13 protein-coding genes are annotated in these 18,308 nt (G+C 67.8%); 2 read left to right on the top strand and 11 right to left on the bottom strand.

The features are described 5' to 3' along the window. Positions 1-285: 285 nt before the first annotated feature. On the bottom strand, positions 286-1,683 hold the full coding sequence (locus AC2VOK_RS07495; RefSeq protein ID WP_343709169.1) for a PPE family protein: 1,398 nt from the start codon (positions 1,681-1,683) through the stop codon (positions 286-288). A gap of 73 nt (positions 1,684-1,756) precedes the next feature. Next, complete coding sequence (locus AC2VOK_RS07490) at positions 1,757-2,992, bottom strand: PPE family protein (protein ID WP_428899900.1); 1,236 nt, start codon at positions 2,990-2,992, stop codon at positions 1,757-1,759. Positions 2,993-3,333: 341 nt separating this feature from the next. On the opposite strand from AC2VOK_RS07490, the gene AC2VOK_RS07485 reads away from it, so the two are divergent. Continuing rightward, positions 3,334-4,695, top strand: a complete 1,362-nt coding sequence (locus AC2VOK_RS07485; protein WP_428899899.1) for a nitrate/nitrite transporter — start codon at positions 3,334-3,336, stop codon at positions 4,693-4,695. Positions 4,696-4,710: 15 nt separating this feature from the next. On the opposite strand, the gene AC2VOK_RS07480 is transcribed toward AC2VOK_RS07485, so the two are convergent. From AC2VOK_RS07480 to AC2VOK_RS07440, 9 genes are all read right to left on the bottom strand, one after another. Then, positions 4,711-5,919 carry an amidohydrolase family protein gene (locus AC2VOK_RS07480; RefSeq protein WP_428899898.1) on the bottom strand — a complete coding sequence of 403 codons (1,209 nt, stop codon included), beginning with the start codon at positions 5,917-5,919 and terminating at the stop codon, positions 4,711-4,713. Between the two features lie 77 nt (positions 5,920-5,996). Continuing rightward, positions 5,997-7,052 (bottom strand): hotdog fold thioesterase, encoded by a 1,056-nt coding sequence (locus tag AC2VOK_RS07475; RefSeq protein ID WP_428899897.1) that lies wholly within the window; start codon positions 7,050-7,052, stop codon positions 5,997-5,999. A gap of 390 nt (positions 7,053-7,442) precedes the next feature. Beyond that, on the bottom strand, positions 7,443-8,411 hold the full coding sequence (locus tag AC2VOK_RS07470) for an acyl-ACP desaturase (protein WP_428899903.1): 969 nt from the start codon (positions 8,409-8,411) through the stop codon (positions 7,443-7,445). Positions 8,412-9,001: 590 nt separating this feature from the next. Continuing rightward, complete coding sequence (locus AC2VOK_RS07465) at positions 9,002-10,501, bottom strand: class I adenylate-forming enzyme family protein (RefSeq protein WP_428899896.1); 1,500 nt, start codon at positions 10,499-10,501, stop codon at positions 9,002-9,004. Next, the gene (locus AC2VOK_RS07460; protein WP_428899895.1) at positions 10,498-11,433 is read right to left on the bottom strand and encodes an acyl-CoA dehydrogenase family protein; all 936 of its coding nucleotides are present in this window, start codon (positions 11,431-11,433) and stop codon (positions 10,498-10,500) included. Before AC2VOK_RS07460 ends, AC2VOK_RS07465 begins: the two co-directional genes overlap by 4 nt. Further along, positions 11,430-12,587: an acyl-CoA dehydrogenase family protein gene (locus AC2VOK_RS07455; RefSeq protein WP_428899894.1), complete on the bottom strand. Its 1,158-nt coding sequence runs from the start codon at positions 12,585-12,587 to the stop codon at positions 11,430-11,432. Before AC2VOK_RS07455 ends, AC2VOK_RS07460 begins: the two co-directional genes overlap by 4 nt. Further along, positions 12,584-13,678 (bottom strand): acyl-CoA dehydrogenase family protein, encoded by a 1,095-nt coding sequence (locus AC2VOK_RS07450; RefSeq protein WP_428899893.1) that lies wholly within the window; start codon positions 13,676-13,678, stop codon positions 12,584-12,586. The genes AC2VOK_RS07455 and AC2VOK_RS07450 overlap by 4 nt, the downstream gene beginning before the upstream one ends. After that, a complete protein-coding gene (locus AC2VOK_RS07445; protein ID WP_428899892.1) occupies positions 13,675-14,751 on the bottom strand; it encodes an acyl-CoA dehydrogenase family protein in 1,077 nt (358 codons plus the stop codon). Before AC2VOK_RS07445 ends, AC2VOK_RS07450 begins: the two co-directional genes overlap by 4 nt. 256 nt (positions 14,752-15,007) lie before the next feature. After that, on the bottom strand, positions 15,008-15,778 hold the full coding sequence (locus AC2VOK_RS07440; RefSeq protein ID WP_428899902.1) for a FadR/GntR family transcriptional regulator: 771 nt from the start codon (positions 15,776-15,778) through the stop codon (positions 15,008-15,010). Positions 15,779-15,908: 130 nt separating this feature from the next. On the opposite strand from AC2VOK_RS07440, the gene AC2VOK_RS07435 reads away from it, so the two are divergent. After that, positions 15,909-18,293, top strand: coding sequence for a CaiB/BaiF CoA-transferase family protein (locus AC2VOK_RS07435; RefSeq protein WP_428899891.1), 2,385 nt, complete (start codon positions 15,909-15,911; stop codon positions 18,291-18,293). Positions 18,294-18,308 lie beyond the last annotated feature (15 nt).

Here is an 18,308-nt window from a genome sequence, read left to right as displayed (position 1 = left end):
TGGAGGATGCCGGGTGGACGATGCCGGGTGGACGATGCCGGGTGGACGATGCCGGGTGCTTGACGGTGGGTGCTGTCTGCTTCGCGACCGGCCGCGGACGTCGATGGCAGTCCTTCTGGTGGGAGTTCGTGGCGGAAGGGCGTGGCGGGAGGGCGTGGTGGTCGCTGGTCAGGGGCGCATTCCGGATGCGGTTCACGCAGTCCAAAGCTCTTCCTGACAACGGCATTCGCTCGTGGTCACCCGCCCACGTGCGGTGATCTGTCCGGCTTCGGGTCAAGTGGGAATTCAGGTCGACCGTATCGGCGCCGATGCCATATCCAGCTTGCCCTTCTTGGATACGTGCACGGCGTGGATACCCGGCTTCTTCTGCAGCTCGGCCAGCAGGCTGTCGAGGTTTTCACTGTCGGTGTGCCAATGTTGCACGTTCTCCGGTTTGTCCGACATTGCAGCGACGATCTTTTTCAAGTCCCTTTGAGAGTCGCCGTTTTTGAGTTCTTTGCGTTTCTTGACCACGGCGTCGGTTCCTCTGGCTACGGAACCGGCTGCCATGCGCGGCACCGCGGTCCCGAACGCGCCTCCGACCATACCCGCCGCCGCCATTCCGCCGAACAGGGTTCCCTGGCTCACCGCGCCTGCCGGTATCGAGCCTGCCGCGTTGATAGACAACACCGCCGCAGCAGTGCGGATCGCCGGGGTGGCCGCTGCCCAACTCGGCGGGACGGACAAGTTTCCGATCAGTCCGGCTTGGCCGACACCCGCCGACATCGTCGCAGACCCGGTCGAACTCAGCCCCGCCGTCAGCTCCGAGACCGCGCTGCCTGCCGACGCCTTGACCGCGACGGTCATATCGCCCAGGGTTCGTCCGCCGATGACAAGGCCCTCGATGGTGCTGATCAACACATCATTGGCCGGCAGTACGGCTTTCGGTAGCAGCTCGACGTTCCCGAAGATCTTCGCCAGCGTGGACGAGTTCAGGGCGTTGAGCAAATTCGTCAGTCCTGACAGCGACCCGGACGGATCCGCTCCGGCGGGCGCGGCGAGGACTCGCAACGCGCCGGTCGCCGCAGACGTCACGTGAGCAAGCACCGATTGGGCGCTCATTGCGGTCGAGTTACCGACCATCTGCGTGACCGCGCCCGCTTGCCCGGCTGCACCTGCCGGGTTGGTGTTCTGCGCGGCCGGATGGAACGGTGTCAGCGCGGAAGCGGCCGCTGATTGGCCGGCGTAGCCGTACATTGCCGCGGCATCCCTGGCCCACATGCCGGCGTACCAGGCTTCGTTGGCCGCGATCGCAGCAGTGTTCTGACCGAAAACATTTGTCGACACCAGCGACGCCAGCTGGGCACGGTTCGCTGCCACCACCGGCGGCGGCACCGTCGCGGCGAACGCGTTCTCGTAGGCCGCTGCCGCGGTCCTGGCCAGGTTGGCCGTCTGCTCGGCCCGCACGGCGGTGGTGTTCAGCCACGCCGCGTACGGCGCGGCGGCCGCCGCCATCCGCTGCGCCGCCGGTCCCAGCCAGGCGCCGGTCAGACCCGAGATCACCGCGGAATACGACGCGGCGGTCGAGCGTAGCTCGGCGGCCAGCCGGTCCCAGGCCGCCGCGGCGGCCAGCATGGGTTGCGCCCCTGGCCCGGCATACATGCGCGCGGAGTTGATTTCGGGAGGTAAGGCTCCGTAATCCATTGCTAAGCTCCGTGTCTCGTCGTTGCCGCATTGGCGGTTTCGGTGTGCATTCGTGGTGCCGCGCCGGTAGTGGTCATTCGCCGGCCTCCGGTATCTCGAAATCGTCGGTCTCGGGTATCACGAAAATGTTGGATGTGGTCGCGACCTCGTCAACGGCGGCAGTGCTTCTCGTGCCGGCGTACCGCGTCCCGGCGCCCCCGTTGCCGACCACGGTGCGACCGGCCAGACCCGACAAGGCCATGGGGCCGTAGAGGCTCGACGGGCTTTCGGCCGCGAGCATCGCCGGCGCCGCGCTCATGGGGCCCCGCGGCAAGATCGACGCGATCGTCTTGATCTCCGGAGCGGCCGACGCCCAGCCTTGGGGCACTGACAACCTCCCGACAAGGCCCGCGCGGCCGGTACCGGCGCTCACCGTTCGCGGGGCCATTCCGCTTCCTGCGAGCCCTGAGGTTGATTCCTTCGCGACGGCTTTGCCGTAATTCTCAGCCGAACTGGTCAGGTTCGCCCCGGCTTGAGGCGTGAGGTACAGCTGGGTGCCCAAGAGATAATTCACCCCCGGAATGGTGAACAGCGACGCCGGCGACAGCGGCCCGGTGGTGAAGCTGTCCAGCGCCGACAGCAGCCCCGTCGGATCGGCGGCCGGGGCTGCAAATGGGGCAGCCGCCGCTGCGGGGGCTGCCAGGCTTTGCAGCGACTGGGGCGCCGCGACCATCGCCTGGGGCAGCGCCTGCGCGTTCGTGGCCGCGGTTTCCGCAGCCGCGGCGCCCGAGCCGCCCATCGCTCCTGAGTTGGTGGTATGCGGCGGCCGGCTGAACGGGGTGAACTGCGATGCGGACGCCGACGAGCCGGCATAGCCGTACATCGCCGCCGCATCCTGGCCCCACATCTCCGTGTACTGGGCTTCGGTGGCCATGATCGCCGGTGTGTTCTGGCCGAAGAAATTCGTCGCGATCAGCGCGATGAGTTGTGCGCGGTTGGCCGCGATCGACGCCGGGGGCACGGTCGCCGCGAACGCGGCCTCGTAGGCGGCGACGGCTGCCCTGGCTTGACTGGCGGTCTGCTCGGCCTGTGCGGCGGTGGTGCTCATCCAAACCATGAAGGGTGCCGCCGCAGTGGCCATTGCCACAGAAGACGGACCGCGCCAGGCGGCGGTCAGTCCCGAAATCACCGAGGAATATGACGCCGCCGTCGAATGCAGTTCGGCGGCGAGGCTGTCCCACGCTGCAGCGGCGCCGAGCAGCGGTCCCGGCCCGGGGCCGGTGTACATGAGACCTGAATTGATCTCCGGAGGTAACGAGACGAAGTCCACCTGAGCCCTTTCGAGTCGCTGGCCACCGTCGGAGGCGCGCCATGGTGGTTTCGCTTCTACCCGGATAAAGAGGTCCAAAACATTCGATTTTCTTCAATTCGGCGGCTGGGAACACTCAGATTTGCCGATTCGTCGGGATGCCTTCAGCGCGCTGCGAGCGCCGCAGGCATTGAGTTGCGGGTGCGTGCGGATCCATCTGGATTGCCGAGGTGCCGCGGGAATTTGAGCGCCGTGGACGGAAATCTCTGTGGACAGCGTTTTTTATCGCTCGTGGCGGGCATCCCGTCCGGTGAAACGTCGGTCGTGTCAAGAGCGAAGATCGCGACAAGAGAGGAGATTCCGTGGGCCGTCCGCATCAGCTTGTCGACTGGAACCCCGAAGACACCACGGCTTGGCAGGAACGCAATCATCGGATCGCCCGGCGCAACATGGCCTGGTCGATTGCCACCGACCACGTCGCATTCGGGGTTTGGACGTTCTGGTCGGTGTTGGTGTTGTTCATGCCGGAATCCCAGTTCGGGTTCGACGCGAGCGACAAGTTCTTGCTGCTTGCCGTCAATACCCTGGTGGGCGCTATCGCGCGCGTTCCCTATACCCTGGGTATCGGTCTGCTGGGTGGCCGTAATTTCACCGTGGCCAGCACACTGATACTGCTCGTCCCCGCCGCGGGCTCGATCTGGTTGCTGGCTCATCCTGGTTTGCCACTGTGGCCGTTTCTGGTGTGCGCGGCACTGACCGGACTCGGTGGTGGAAACTTTTCGGCGGCGATGACCAACATCAACGCGTTCTACCCGCAGCGGCTCAAGGGTTGGGCGCTCGGCCTCAATGCGGGCGGAGGCAATATCGGTGTTCCCGTGATCCAGTTGTTCGGTCTGCTGGTGATCGCGATAGCGGGCCACAACCAGCCATATTGGATACCCGCCACCTACATGCTCTTGCTGACTGTCACCGGTATCGGCGCCTTCTTCTTCATGGACAACATCGCCGATTACAACGTCGACTTCGCCGCGATGAAGACCATGTTCAAGCAGCCCGACACCTGGCGGCTCTCCCTGCTCTACGTGGGCAGTTTCGGATCGTTCATCGGATTCGCGTTTGCGCTCAGCCAGGTGCTGCACCTGAAGTTCATCGACGCCGGACAAAGTGCGTCGCAGGCTTCGCTGCACGCGGCCGAGATCGCCTTCGTCGGTCCGCTGCTCGGGTCGCTGTCCCGAGTCTACGGCGGCAAGCTTGCCGACCGCCTCGGCGGCGAACGAGTAACACTCGGCGTGTTCGGCGGCATGATTTTCGCTGCCGCACTGCTGATTTGGGGTAGCACCGCCTCCGACACGAGTGGCCAGATCAAGCCGGTCGCGATCATCCCGTATGTGGTCGGCTTCGTTGTCCTGTTCACGCTGGCCGGAGCCGGCAACGGGTCGATCTACAAGATGATCCCGTCGGTGTTCGAGGAACGCAGCCACACCCTGGGGCTCAGCGAGGACGACCGCACGCGGTGGTCGAAAAGCGTCGGTGGTGCGATGGTGGGATTCGCCGATGCGGTCGGGGCATTCGGCGGCTTTCTCATCGACGTGGCGTTGCGTCAGTCCTACCTCACGACGCACACCGAGACGCCGGCCCTGTGGATTTTCTTGGTGTGCTACATCGGCTTCGCCGTGTTGACGTGGGTTGTGTACGTGCGTGGACCTGTTGCCGACCGCGGATAGGTTGTGACCCGGTGGTCAGGCTGAGACCGTCTTCTTCGAGTCGGGCGCGGAGACCTTCATCAGCTTCATCATGTTGCCGCCCATGATCTTCTCGACGTCCTCCCGGCTGAATTCCTTGAGCTCGTCAACGAAGGAGAGCGGGTCCTTCAGGCCCTCGGGGTGGGGCCAGTCGGATCCGAAGACCACCCGGTCGGTGCCCACCATGTCGACGATCTCGGCGAAGCGGTCCTCCCAGAACGGGCTGACGTACACGCACCGTTTGAAGCTCTCGATCGGGTCCTCGCTGAATGCCTGCGGCATCTTCTTGTAGACGCTCGTGAGTCCCTTGAAAAGGTGTGGGACCCAGTCGGCACCGTTCTCGATCGACAGGATCCGCAGGTCGGGATTGCGGGACAGCGCGCCGTGGCAGATCAGCGCACCGAACGCGTCCTCGACGGGCCGGTGGCCCATGGCCAGGCTGCGGAACGCGGTCGGCTTGAACGGCAGGAATTCGTCGCCGGGCTCCCAGATGTTGAGCAGCTCCGAGTAGCCACTGTCCGAGGCATGCATCGAGACGGGGATCTCGGCGCGTACGCAGGCCTGCCAGAACGGGTCGAACTCCTCGAGTCCGAACGAGCGGCTGCCCCGGTAGCCGGGCACCGGCGCCGGGCGGACCAGGACGGTGCGCGCGCCGCGCTCCAGGCACCACTGCAGTTCCTCGAGTGCGCGTTCGACGATCGGCAGCGTGATCACCGGGGTCGCGAAGATGCGGTCGCGGTAGTTGAACGACCACTGCTCGTACATCCACTGGTTGAGCGCGTGGATGACGTCGTGGGTCATCTGCGGGTCGTCCTTCATCCGCTCCTCGACCAGGCTGGCCAGGGTCGGGAACATCAGGGCGAAGTCGAGGCCGAGCTCGTCCATCACTTCCAGACGCGCGGCCGGCTCGCGGAAGGCGGGAATGGCCTTCATGGGCTCGCCCAGGATCTCGCGGTAGCTCTTGCCGCCGCTGCCGTTGCGGAAGTACTCCTCCTGGGCTCCGGGGCGCGCCACCACCTCGAACGTCGGGTTGGGGATGTAGTCGCTGATGTGGCCGCGCACCACGATCTTGGTGCGACCGCGAACCTGCACGTAGTCGATGACGTTCTTGCGCTTCTCCGGGAGGAACTTGGTCAGCGCCTCCTGCGGCTCGTACAGGTGGTTGTCCGCGTCGAACACGGGGAAGGGAAGCTCGCGAGACGGCATGGCGATCTCCTCGACGTCAGGATTCTCATTGTGTGGTAATGGCGTTACCATTTTTGCGGAATCGGGTGTATCGGCTGCTACTCGGCCCCCAGGCCCGCCGTCGGTGTCGCCCCGTGGATGATCGCGAAGTTCACGGTCGCCGTCGCGGCGAGTTCGTCTCCCTCGTCGTGGCCGTCGCCGTAGATGTCGACCTGCATGACCATCGCCCGCCGGCCGGTCCGCAACATGCGCGGCACCGCCACGGCCGAGCCGCTGCGGATCGGCCGCAGATAGCGGACGAACAGGTCGGCGGTGGTCATGGTGGTGCCCGGCCGCAGATGGTCCAGGCCGAACTGCCCGCCCGCCACGTCCACCAGCGTGGCGATCAGACCCCCTTGCAGGGCCCCGGAGGTGTTGACCACCTGGGGGCTGACGGGCATCCTCATCGCGAACTCGCCGTCGCGGGTGCCCGGCCGCATGCCGACCTGAGCGAACAAATTTCGCAGGGAGGCCGCGGCAGTCTCGTCGTCGGCGTTCCGGATGCCCAGAGCGCGGCTGCAGAAGTCATACAGCTGGCCCGCGTCGACCGGTGTTCCGGTCAATTCGGTGCCCAGCCAATGCAGCCGCCGCGCGCCCATCACGGTCTGCATCACGATCGCGGCCGCCGCCCCGACATCGAGTTCCGGGTTGAAAACTCCCTCGGTGATGCCCTGGCCCACGATGTCGCTGATCAGCTGATGCAAGGGGGACAGCACCCGGGCGTATTCGCGCGGGCGTGTCTCGGCCAGATGCTGGTTGTAGAGGGTCAGCGCCCGGTTGAGGCTGTCCTGGGTGGTCGACTCCGGTTGCTGGCTGATGCGGTCGAGGACGAGCTTGAGTGCGGCGGCACCGTCCAGTGCGGCGGTTTCGGCACGCCACGACAGCGCCGATTGCGCGATGGTTCGCTCGAACAGCGCGAGCAGCAACTCGTCTTTGCTGCTGAAATGCTGGTAGAAAGCCCGCAGTGAGGTTTTCGAGCGGGTGACGACCTCCTGCACGGTGAAGTCCGTGCGTCCCGTTTCGCCCAGTATCGCCACGGCCGTCCCGATGAAGCGGTCGCCACGTGTCACTTCGGTTTCATCGGTTTCATCGGTTTCATCGCCGGGCGCGGTCATGTGCTTCCTGGTCCCCTTCCTCTCCGAATTGCCTGAGCTTTGAGAATGAGGTTACCGCGCGCGGCGAGCGTACCCGCTCACCTCAGTGGCGGGTCGTCGTGGTCGGGTGGGGCGGCATCGTGGGCGACATCGTGGGCGACATCGTGGGCGGCCTCGGCCGGCTCCTGCGTGTCGAGCCGGCTCACCTGCAACGGCCGTGATTGCCGGCGAGTTTGGCGATCGCCTGGGCGCGCGGTTCGGTGATCCCGTCGAATTCCGTGCGGATGTCGGGGTTGTTGTCGAGTCCGCGAAGGGCCGGGGGCGTCGACGGCAAAAATCCGCACCGCCACGGGCCGCCACTCGGGGACCGGTGGTGATGCCGTATGCGTGCGACTGCTCACTGCGCGACCGTCAAACGGCCCGGGCTTTACTCCCTGCAGCCTGGCGGGCAAGCAGGCGGTCGCGTTGTTCCTCGAACTTGATCACTTGGCGTTGAAAGTCTTCCAGGTAGACGGCGAGTTGGTCGCGGCGTTCTTCGCCCCGGGGCGTGAGGTCATCACGTTCGAAAATCCGCAATTTGCGTAGGTTCGGTGTCAGGACTTCATCGAGGTGCTGGCGTGGGTCATAGATGCCGTGTTTGGCCATCAGCACGCCGTTGCGGCGGAAATCGGGCATGTTCTGGCCGGGCATCCGAAAGTTCTCCACGACGTCGGAAATCGCGTGCAGGGCCTGATCGGGTGCGAGATCAAGCGCCGCGCTGCACATATTCCGATAGAAAATCATGTGCAGATTCTCGTCGGCGGCCACGCGCTGCAGCATCCGGTCAGCGATCGGGTCGTTGCACACCTTGCCGGTATTGCGGTGACTGATCCGAGTAGCAAGTTCTTGTAACGTGACATAGGCGACCGACAGCAGAAAGTCGGTCTTGTGTCGCTCCTCCTCCTCGGCGGTGGCCCCGAACCCCTTCGTCACATGCTCCACGCGCGCCCGCTCCAGCGCCACCGGGTCAACGCCACGAGTGACAACGAGATAGTCACGGATCACGATGGAATGCCTATTCTCCTCGGCCGTCCAACGGCCGACCCATGCCCCCCAGGCGCCATCAAGGGAGAAATACTTTGCCGCTTGGCGGTGATACGAGGGCAGGTTGTCCTCGGTGAGGAGGTTGGTGATCATTGCCGCCTTCGCGACCGGGTTGAGCCGAGACTGCTCCGGCGCCCAATCCGCGCCGCCCACCCTGGCGAAATTACGGGCACAATCCCAGGGCACATAATCATGTGGATGCCACTCGGACGCGACCGACAAGTGTCGATTGAGATTGGTCTCGGCGATCGGCTCCAGCTCGCGAAGCATATCCAGATCGGTTAACTGACTCGACATTGCCGTCCGTAGCAGCGGGAGGTGGGCCTTGCCTCGCATAGTGGACACGGGATTGTGGTTGCGGGGCCGCGGGAAGCCTAACGGGTGTGCGGGTTGTTTCAAAGCTCTACCGCCTTGACTCGCCCGAACTCCGCGCGAGACGCACTCGGTGTCTGCCCGATCCCGCCGTCGTAGTGCGCAGTATCTGGACCCCATCACGTTCATTCGCCCGCCGGCTCGCCGGTCAACCCACACTGCGGCGGCGGCCCGCGACCGAAACATCGGGCTGTCGTACACGATGGCACCCGTGGCCGACCCGCGACCAGCAGTTATCTGCGTCACCACCTCGAGCGGGCCAGGCTTGACGACATCCTGTTCCTCATCCTGTTCTTCGGCGCCTCCGCCCTGATCCATCAGATCAGACCGGCCGGGACTATCTGCGCGCGATCGACAACCTGGCGCTGCAAGCCTTAGTCGCCGACCTCGCGACCCGCGCCGCCGACAAGGCCGTCGCCAATGGGAGCGTCAGACCATCGCTGCCATGCGTGGGACCGCGGCCGGTCACGGGGCTTTCGCCGTCGCGATGTCGCCTCGAGCGGCCGTGTGCGTGCCTACCCGCCCCGGGCCTCGATCATCGCCGAGCGGTTGACCTTGGTCGCCGCGGTGCGGGGAATCGCGTCGACGAACTCGACCGTTTTGGGCGCCTTGTAGGGGGCCAGTCGGCTCTTGGCGTACTCGATGACCTGATGTTCGGTCAGCAGCACGCCGTCGGCCGACTGCACCACCGCGTGCACGCGGCGGCCCCACTTCGGGTCGGCGAGCCCGATGACCACGACGTCGACGATGCCGGGATGGCCCGCGAGCGCCGACTCGACCTCTGCGGGAAAGACATTGGCGCCGCCGGTGATGATCATGTCGACGCGGCGGTCGACGATGTAGAGGTAGCCGTCCTCGTCGAGGTATCCGATGTCGCCGGCGCAGCGGAAGCCGTCCTGGGTCGACGGCAGCGGCGCCGCCCCACCCAGGTAACGGTAGCCCGCACTCATCGGGGCGCGCAGGTACACGTCGCCGTGTTCGCCGGGGCCGAGTGTTTCGCCGTCGGGGTCCACGATCCGGATTTCGGTGTCCCGGAAGCCCCGGCCGACGCTGCCCGGATGGGCCAGCCATTCGTCGCCGCGCAGCGCCGTGAGCCCGAGGTTCTCGGTCATGCCGTAGGCCGTCACGAACCGCTCCGGGCTCAGCAACTCAAACCACGTGTGCATCAGCGACGGGGGCATCACGGCGGCGCCTTGTAGGACGAACACGATGCTGGAGAAGTCTCGTTGGCCGACGTCGGGCAGCGCCGCGATGCGGGCCAGCATCGCGGGCGTGGCCGTGAAGTTGCTGACCCGGAAACGTTCGATCACGCCGACGGCCAATGCGGCGTCGAACCGTTCCAGGATCACCAGATGATCACCGGCCAGCAGCATCGAAAAGGTCGCAAAGCCGTTGGTGTGATACATCGGCGCGGGAACCATGATCGTCTGCGGCTGGGCCACCGGCGTCCAGTGCGACAGGAACGGCTCGCCGTGCTGGGGCGTCCACAGTGACGGCGCCAGGTTGAGGATCACCTTGGGCACTCCGGTAGAACCGCTACTGCAGATTCCGTTGGCGGTGGGGGAAACGGCGGTGGGCAGGGGACTTTCGGACTCGCCCGCCGCTTGCGCCTCGAGCACCCACCTGCTTGCGTCGTCGACGACCACGGCAGGCTCGATCGCGGCGCGCACCCGGTCCCGTTCCCATTCGGGCAGATCCCAGTGCATGGGGATGGGGACCGCGCCGATCTTCCAGCAGCCCATGGCGGCCAGAGCCAAATGCAAGGAGTTCGGGATCGCCAGTGCAACAAAGGATCCCGTCTCCGCACCTGCGGCGGCAAGGGCGCGGCCCCACTGATTGGCGCGGGCGTCGAGCGCACCGAAGGTCAGCGACTGCTCGGTGCCGTCCACCGCGACAACCGTCACGGCCATGTCATCGGTCCGTTGTTCGGCAAGCTGCGCCAGCCTGACGCCGAAGGGTATGCCATCCGCCAGCGGGTTCTCGGGCGCCCGAGCCGCGACCTGGTCGGTACTCATGCCGATACCGCCCCGGTGAACAGGGTCTCGAGGTGGCCGTCGCGAACGTCGGGGATCAGTCGCAGCGCCAGCGCCTCGACGCCCAGCGGCAGCCGGATCAGCGGTTGGGTGTGCCGGTCGAGCACGCTGATGTCGGACTCGTCGCAGAAACCCAACGCGCCGAGCAGCTGATGCGCGGTGCGCAACACCTGCCGCGCGGTGTCGGCGGCCTTGAGCCGCAGGACAAGTGCGTCGGCCGAACGCGCCGGAGGCCCTGGATTTTCGGCGCGGGACAGCGTGTATTTCGCGAGTTCCTCGAGTCCGCGTACCGCGACCGAGGCGTCCGCTACGGCGAACCTGACCGCCTGGAAGTCCGCCAACGGCTTGCCGAACTGGACCCGGGCGCGGATGTGATCGGTCACGATGTGCAGAGCCTGCTGCAGCGCTCCCAGAATCCGCCATGACCCGAGCACGAGGTGAAGGTTGACGTCGGCCGCCGGCACCGCGCCATCGGCTGCGTCCAGTGAGACCGGCGCCAGGAACGGCCCCAGTTTGGCGTCAGTGCGCGCCGCCGGACGCGGGTGGTAGCGGTTGCCGTCCAGGTCGGCGGCGGTCCAGCCGCCGGGCAGGTCGCCGTGGTCGATGCGGGGCGCGTCGGGATTGACCAGGGCCAGCCGGGCGCCGCCGACCGCCATCAGTTCTTCGACGACCGGGTAGGGCAGGGCCGTCGCGCCCGCGGCGCGGCAGAGCACCGCGGCGCCCAGCAGGTCCGCGAGGGATGACCGCACGTCGAGGTCGAAGGCGCCGACCTCGACCAAGGCCACCCGCGCCGCATCCCGAACGCTCCGATCGCTCTCGGCGCGCAGCGCCGCCTGCGGGCCGCCCAGCCGGCTCAGCCGAGTGGCCGTGACCGCGGCGAAGTCCCTGATATCTTGTGGCATAGCGGTTTTCACCGATGATCTCCCAACACTTCTCGTGCCACCAGCATCCGCTGCACTTCGATGGTTCCCGACGCGACGGTGGCCGCCTGCGCGTAGCGCCAGTGGTCTTCGATCGCCCCGCACAGCGGAGCCGCGGGGCCGCTGTCCAGGGCCGTCGGGCCGAGCGCGTCGAAGAGCAGCTCGGCGACCTGCTGGTCGCAGGTGGTGGCGGCGATACGGGCGGCGCTGGCCGCCGCGCCTGCCGCCGGGTCGTCCTGCAGCGAGACGGCCCGGTAGGCCAGCAGCCTGGCCACCCGCAGGTCGACGAGCGCCCGTGCCCAGCGGGCTCGGATCGTCTCGGGCAGCGTGTCCCACTCGTCGCCGAGCTGGGTGCGCAGCCGGTCCAGCAGCGACTCGCAGCGCGCATACCGCGCGATGCCGACCCGCTCGAAAGCCAGCGCTTCGCGCATCACCTGCCAGCCGTCGCCCAGCTCGCCGAGGACATCTTCGGGGTACGCCGGCACGTCGTCGAGGAACATCTCGTTGAGATGATGAGGGCCCAGCATCGAGGGGATCGGGCGGACGGTGAAACCCGGCCTGTCCATCGGGATCAGAAAGAGGCTGAGCCGCTTGGGCTTCGGAGCCTCGGGGTGGGTGCAGGCGGCCAGCACGCACCAGGACGCCATCTGCGCGTACGACGTCCACACCTTCTGGCCGGTGATTCGCCACCCGTCCCCTTCGGGTACGGCGCGGGTACGCAACGACGCGAGGTCCGATCCGGCCTCCGGCTCGGAAAATCCCTGACACCAGATGACATCGCCGGACGCGATGGCCGCCAGGTGCTTGGCCTTCTGCTCGGCCGTGCCGTACCGCATCAGGGCCGGGCCGACCCAGTTGATTCCCATGTACTGCGGACCGCGCGGCTCGTGTCGGGCCCACATCTCCTCGCGCAGCACCGTCTGCTGCCAGACCGAACCGCCCCCGCCGCCGTGTTCTTTGGGCCAGGCCAGGGCCAGCAGCCCTTCGGCGGCCAGCAGCTTGCAGAACGTCTGCGTGGTGGCCAGGTCCTGCGGGTCGTCGGTGCATGCTCCCAGGAAGTCCGCCGGGATGTGGTCGGATATCAACCCGCGCAACCGGTTTCGCAACTGCTCGGCGTCTTCGCCGAGATCGTAGTCCATTTTCGTCATCCCTTCGGCAGCCCGAGCAGCCGCTCGGCGATGATGTTGCGCTGGATCTCCGACGTTCCGCCGTAGATGGTTGCGGCCAGCGCGTCCTGGCGCTCGAACAGCAGATTGGGATCCGCGGCCGAGCCCGGCCCGTGGACGGCGGCGGCCAGCTCCCAAACGCGCTGCAGGGTAACGGATCCGAGTAGCTTGGAAATGTCGGACTCCGGGCTGGGGCGTCCGGCCAGCTCGTTGCCGAGCGCGCGATAGCCGGTGGCGCGCAGTGCCTCCGCGTCGGCGAGCAGGGAGCCGAGTTCGGCGTAGGCATCCGGGTCGCACCCGCCCCGCGCCGCATCGAGCCCGCGCTTGATCTCGACCCAGTTCATGATCCAGATCATCTGGCGCTCGTGGTGCAACGAGGACAACGCAACGTTCCACCCGCCGTTGAGCGGCCCCAGCAGGTTTGCGGCCGGCACCGCGACGTCATCGAGGAAGACCTCGCAGAACGTTTCGTCGGAGATCGACGCCATCCGGATGGGCTCGATCCGCACCCCGGGCGAGTGCAGGTCGAGGATCAGGCAGGAAATGCCGCGGTGTTTGGGCGCTTCGCGGTCGGTGCGCGCGTAGAGGGTGCACCAGCGTGACTCGTGTGCCTGCGTGGTCCAGATCTTGTGGCCGGTGACCCGGAACAGGTCTCGGTCGCGCTCGGCCCGCGTGCGCAGGGCGGCGAAATCGGATCCGGCTTCCGGCTCGGACATGCCCAGGGCCCACCATTCGTCGCCCCGCAGCAGGGGAACCAGCAGGCGGTCGATTTGTTCCGCGGTGCCGAACCGGCGGATGCCGGGCGCGGCGACGTTGGGCCCGGCGATGTTGGGCAGCTTGGGCGCCGACCGCATTGCCGCCGCGAGCCGGATTTCCATCGCGTCGCGCAGACCCAGCGAGCGGCCGCCGTGCTCGCGCGGCCAGGTGGGTTGTATCCACCCGGCCTCGAATGCGGCCCGCTGGTAGTCACTCCGCAGCGACTGGTCCCAGCGGTAGGTGCGGTAGTCGTCGTAGTAGTCGCCGGGCAGGAACCCTGACATCCAGTCAACGAATTCCTCGACCACCCAGCTCATTTCGCGCCTCCCGCGAAACGGCGGCCCACTTCGTGGTAGAGCGCGCGACTGTCGCCGAGAATCGCTGCGCCCTGCCAGGCGTGTCGGACGTAGAGGTGGATGTCGTGTTCCCAGGTCTGTCCCAGTGCGCCGTGCACCTGGACCGCGGTGCGTGCGCACTGCACCGCCGCGTCGCCGGCCGCCGCTTTGGCGAGCGCCGCGGCGGTCCAGGCATGTGCGGGTGCCCCGGTCGAATCAGAGGCCGGGTCGCCGAGCCGGGCCGCCGCCGCGTAGGTGAGGCTGCGGGCCCGCTCGACGGCGACGTAGTTGTCGGCCAGCGCGTGCTTGATCCCCTGGAACGCGCCGATCGGCGCGCCGAACTGGCGGCGCGTCTTCGCGTGCTCGACAGCGCGGTGCAGAGCGGCGCCCGCGACCCCGACCAGGTCGGCGGCCGCGGCCACCAGCGGTGTCGCCAGTGCCGATTCGACGCCCGCCGCGCTCACGGGCGCGGTGGCCAGCGGCTCGGCGTCGACCTCGACGTCGCCCACGGGCTGAGCCGGGTCGGTTGACTCGCCGGCCGCCACGGTCACCCCGTCGCCGCAGCGGGCCACCGCCACCACCACTCCGTCGCCGGACGCGGCCAGCGTGACGAGCAAATCGGCGCGAGACAGGTTCGGGACCGCGACCGCGCGCCCGCGCAGGCGTCCCCTGTGCATCACCATCGGGGCACCGGGCAGCCGCGCGCCCGGCGAGTGGACGGCCAGGGTCGCGACGGCGCCACCGACGATCTCGGCCAGCACGGCGTCGAGGCCGGTGGCGCGCAGCGCGCCCGCGGCCAGACCGATGCTGCTCAGCAACGGGATCGGCGCGAGCGCGGCGCCGCATTCCTCGAGGACCACCGCCAGTTCGACGGGGCCGTAGTCGCCGCCCGCCAATTCGGTCCAGCCCAGGCCCACGACCGTCTTCCACAGGCTGCGCCAGCGATCCGGGTCCGTCAGGGCCTGGCGGGCGGTGGCGGGCGGGCACTCGGTGCGCAGGATGTCGCGCACGGCGTCGCGCAGCGACAGTTGGTCTGCGTTCAGGCCGACGTCCATAAGACTTCTAACTTACTAAAGATAACAATCTAAGGGGACGAATTTTCCGCATCTGCCGCATCTGCCGCATCTGCGGTTCTGCGGGTCTCGGTGGGGATGACCGGCCCTCGCGCGAAGGGGCGCGCCGCCCGGCCAGCGTGCCTGCTGCGTGGACCACGAGGTCGATCGGGTTCACAACGCTGATCGTGAAAGCACATCCTTCCGCATCCGAGGCGTTGGCCACGATGTGTCGCGCACCGATCTGTGGGTCCGCCCCTCAAGAACGCCGCAAGTCCCGCGGGCGCGACCCCGGGCGTGGGAAAGCTCGCGGGGAAAGCGCATAGATGCGCTGCTGTGGCCGCCCGGACAGCACGTAGGTCTGGGTGTCGGCGAGGTGGCGGCCCGCGATGCGGCGGGCCCGGTCGACGTCGCCCACGGCGATCGTCTCGGTGAGCTTGATATGGGTGCCCAGCGCTGCGCGGCGTTTGGCCAACGACGGGTAGGTGCCACGCGCCGCGCTCTCGTCGGCCCACTGCCGTTCGTGGCTCGTCCACAGCGTCTCCAGGCTGCCCACGACCGCGATGATGGTGTGGTTCCCGCAGCCGTGGACGATGAGATCATGGAACTGGCGTCCGATTTCGGTGAACCGCCGACCGTCGTCGAGGTGCTCGGCCATGGCATCATTGACCTTCTTGAGGTCGGGGACCAAGGTGACGGCCCGGTCCGGCCGCTGGGCCGCCAGGGCGGCGCAGGCCGGCTCGAGCTCCTGCAGCGCCCTGCCCAGGTCGGCGACCTGGACGGACTCGCTCTGCAGCAGTAGGCCCAGCATGTAGGCCGCGCTGGTTTTCGCGGGGGCGTGCACGACGGCGCCGCCCCTGTTGCCCCGCCGCACCGAGACCAGCCCCTCGGTTTCCAGAATCCGGAGCGCTTCCCGCAGCGACACCAGGCTGACGTTGAATTGTTCGACGAGCACTTCTTGGCGCGGCAGCAGATCGCCGTCGGCAAGCTCGCCGTCGAGAATCTGGCGACGCAACTCGTCGGCAACCATCTCGGCGATCCGCGGCGCCGACAGCCGGCGTCGGGAGTCGGGTGCAATTGCCAAGACGGTCGTCCGATCCTCGCAGGCCAGGCCACTCCACCGGAATGGCTATCTTAACAGTAATGATATAAATAGCCGGATGAGCTGCGGGTCCCACTGCCGCCCGACGCCGCTGCACGGGTTGCGTGTCGTCGAGATCAGCGACCGGATCGCCGGCGGCTACTGCGGGAAGCTGCTGGCCGACGCCGGTGCGTGGGTGCGCAAAATCGAGCCGCCGCAAGGGGATCGGCTGCGGTGCTATTCCGCCTGCTGCCTCCCCGTCGCCGAGGGCGACGCACCGCTGTTCAGTTATCTCAACGCCGGCAAGCAGAGTATGACCTTCGCCCCGGACTCGGAACGCTGGCGTGCCGAACTGTCCGCCGCTGACGTCGTGGTCGTGACCGCCGACCGGGCGCGCGCCGCGGAGCTGGGGATCGATCCGCGGCGGCTGCTGGCCGACTCGCCGCGCGCGGTCGTCGTCACCATCTCCGACTTCGGCTGGAGGGGACCGTTCGCCGGCCGCGCCGCCAGCGAACTGACGCTGCAGGCCTGGGCGGGTTCGCCCGGCTTCCGCGGCGACCCTGCCGGGCCGCCCATCTCGATCGGCGGCGATCTGGGGGAGTACATGGGCGGCGTGTACGCCGCGTTCGGTGCGCTGGCCGTGTGCCGCCGCGTCGAACGCGGGGGCCCCGGCGAACATCTGGACCTGTCGATGCTCGAGGCGATGACGGCGATGCAGAGCAGCGAATGGCTGCACTCGCAGCTGCTGCAGAGGCCGCCGATCCGGCGCACCCTGGAGGTGCCCTCGATCGAACCGGCCAAGGACGGCTACGTCGGCATCACCATGGTCACCGGCCAGCAGTGGCTCGACTTCGTCGCGATGGTCGGGTGTCCGGAGCTCGAGGAGATCGAGCAGCTCCGTTTCCAGATCGGCCGGTGGGAATACCGCCACTTCATCCGCGAACAGATCGGCCCGTGGTTGGCCGAGCGGACCGTGGCGGAGGTTGTCGAGTTGGGGCAGCTGTTCCGGCTGCCGATCGCGGCGCTGGGCAACGGCTCGACGATTCGCGACACCGAATACGCGCGGGAGCGCGGGGCGTTCGCGTCGAACCCGGCGGGCTTCCACCAGCCCCGTCCGCCGTGGCTGATGTCGGTGTGCGCGCCCGCGCCGCCGCGTGCCACCGCCGCTCCAGGCGCCGACAACGGCGAGGAGCCTTGGCCGCCAAGGGAAACCACCACCGGCACGGCGCCTCACGAGTTGCCCCTGGAGGGCGTGCGCATCATCGATCTGACCGCGTTCTGGGCCGGTCCCGCCGCCACCCATCTACTGGCGGCGTTCGGCGCCGACGTCGTCAAGGTGGAGTCGATCCAGCGGCCCGACGGCATCCGGTATTCGGGCGGGATGCGCACCGACGTCGACGACTGGTGGGAGTACGGGTGGGTGTTCCACGCGATGAACACCAACAAGCGTTCGGTCACACTGGATTTGGGCTCCGACGAGGGACGCCGGGCGTTCCTTGCGCTGGCCGCTCAAGCCGACATCGTGATCGAGAACTTCTCGCCGCGGGTGATGGACCAGTTCGGCCTCGCCGCCGAGGTGCTGCTGCAGGCCAACCCCCGGCTCGTCGTCGCCCGGATGCCGGCGTTCGGCCTGGACGGCCCGTGGCGAGACCGGGTCGGCTTCGCCCCGACCATGGAGCAGATCGCCGGCCTGGCCTGGGTGACCGGACTGCCCGAGACACCCCCGGTCACTCCGCGCGGCGCCTGTGATCCGCTGGCCGGCGTGCACGCCGCCTTCGCCGTGGCGGCCGCGCTGAGCTTCGCCGAACGGACCGGCACGGGCCAGCTGCTCGAACTGCCGATGCTCGAAGCGGTGCTCAACGCCACCGCGATCCAGGCGATCGAACACGAGGTCTTCGGCGTCACACTGGGCCGGCGGGGCAACCGCGGGCACGGCGGGTCGATCCAGAACATCTACCGCTGCGCCGGACCTGACGACGACTGGATCGCGGTCACCGTGCGCGACGACCGGCAGTGGCACGCGCTGGTCAACCTGATGGGAGACCCGGACTGGTGCGACGAAGCCCTGTCCGCGGTCGCGGGTCGGCGGCAGGCCGGCGACGACATCGATCGCCGGCTGGCCGCGTGGTTCGCCGGGCAGAAGCGCGATACGGCGGTGGAGCGGCTGGCCGGTGCAGGCATTCCCGCCGCCCCCGTGGTGTCGCCGTCGTCGGTGACCGACAACCCGCAACTGCTGGCGCGAGGATTCTTCGAGACGCTCGAGCACGCGAGCACCGGTGCGGCGCGGTATCCCTGTCCGCCGTTCGCCCTGCTCGCCGGCCAGGACAGGTGGCTGCGGCGTCCACCGCCGCGGCTGGGTGAGCACAACGCAGAGGTGCTGCGCGAGCGCTGCGGGCTGACCGACGAACAACTGGCGACCCTGGAACGCAACGGCGTCATCGGGACCCGGCCGAAGGGCCTGTGATGGCTGTAGGTGACC

This window comes from Mycobacterium sp. TH-M116, assembly GCF_057473685.1.
Note: the sequence above shows the minus strand (reverse complement) of the source record. Positions and strands in the feature narration are given on the sequence as shown.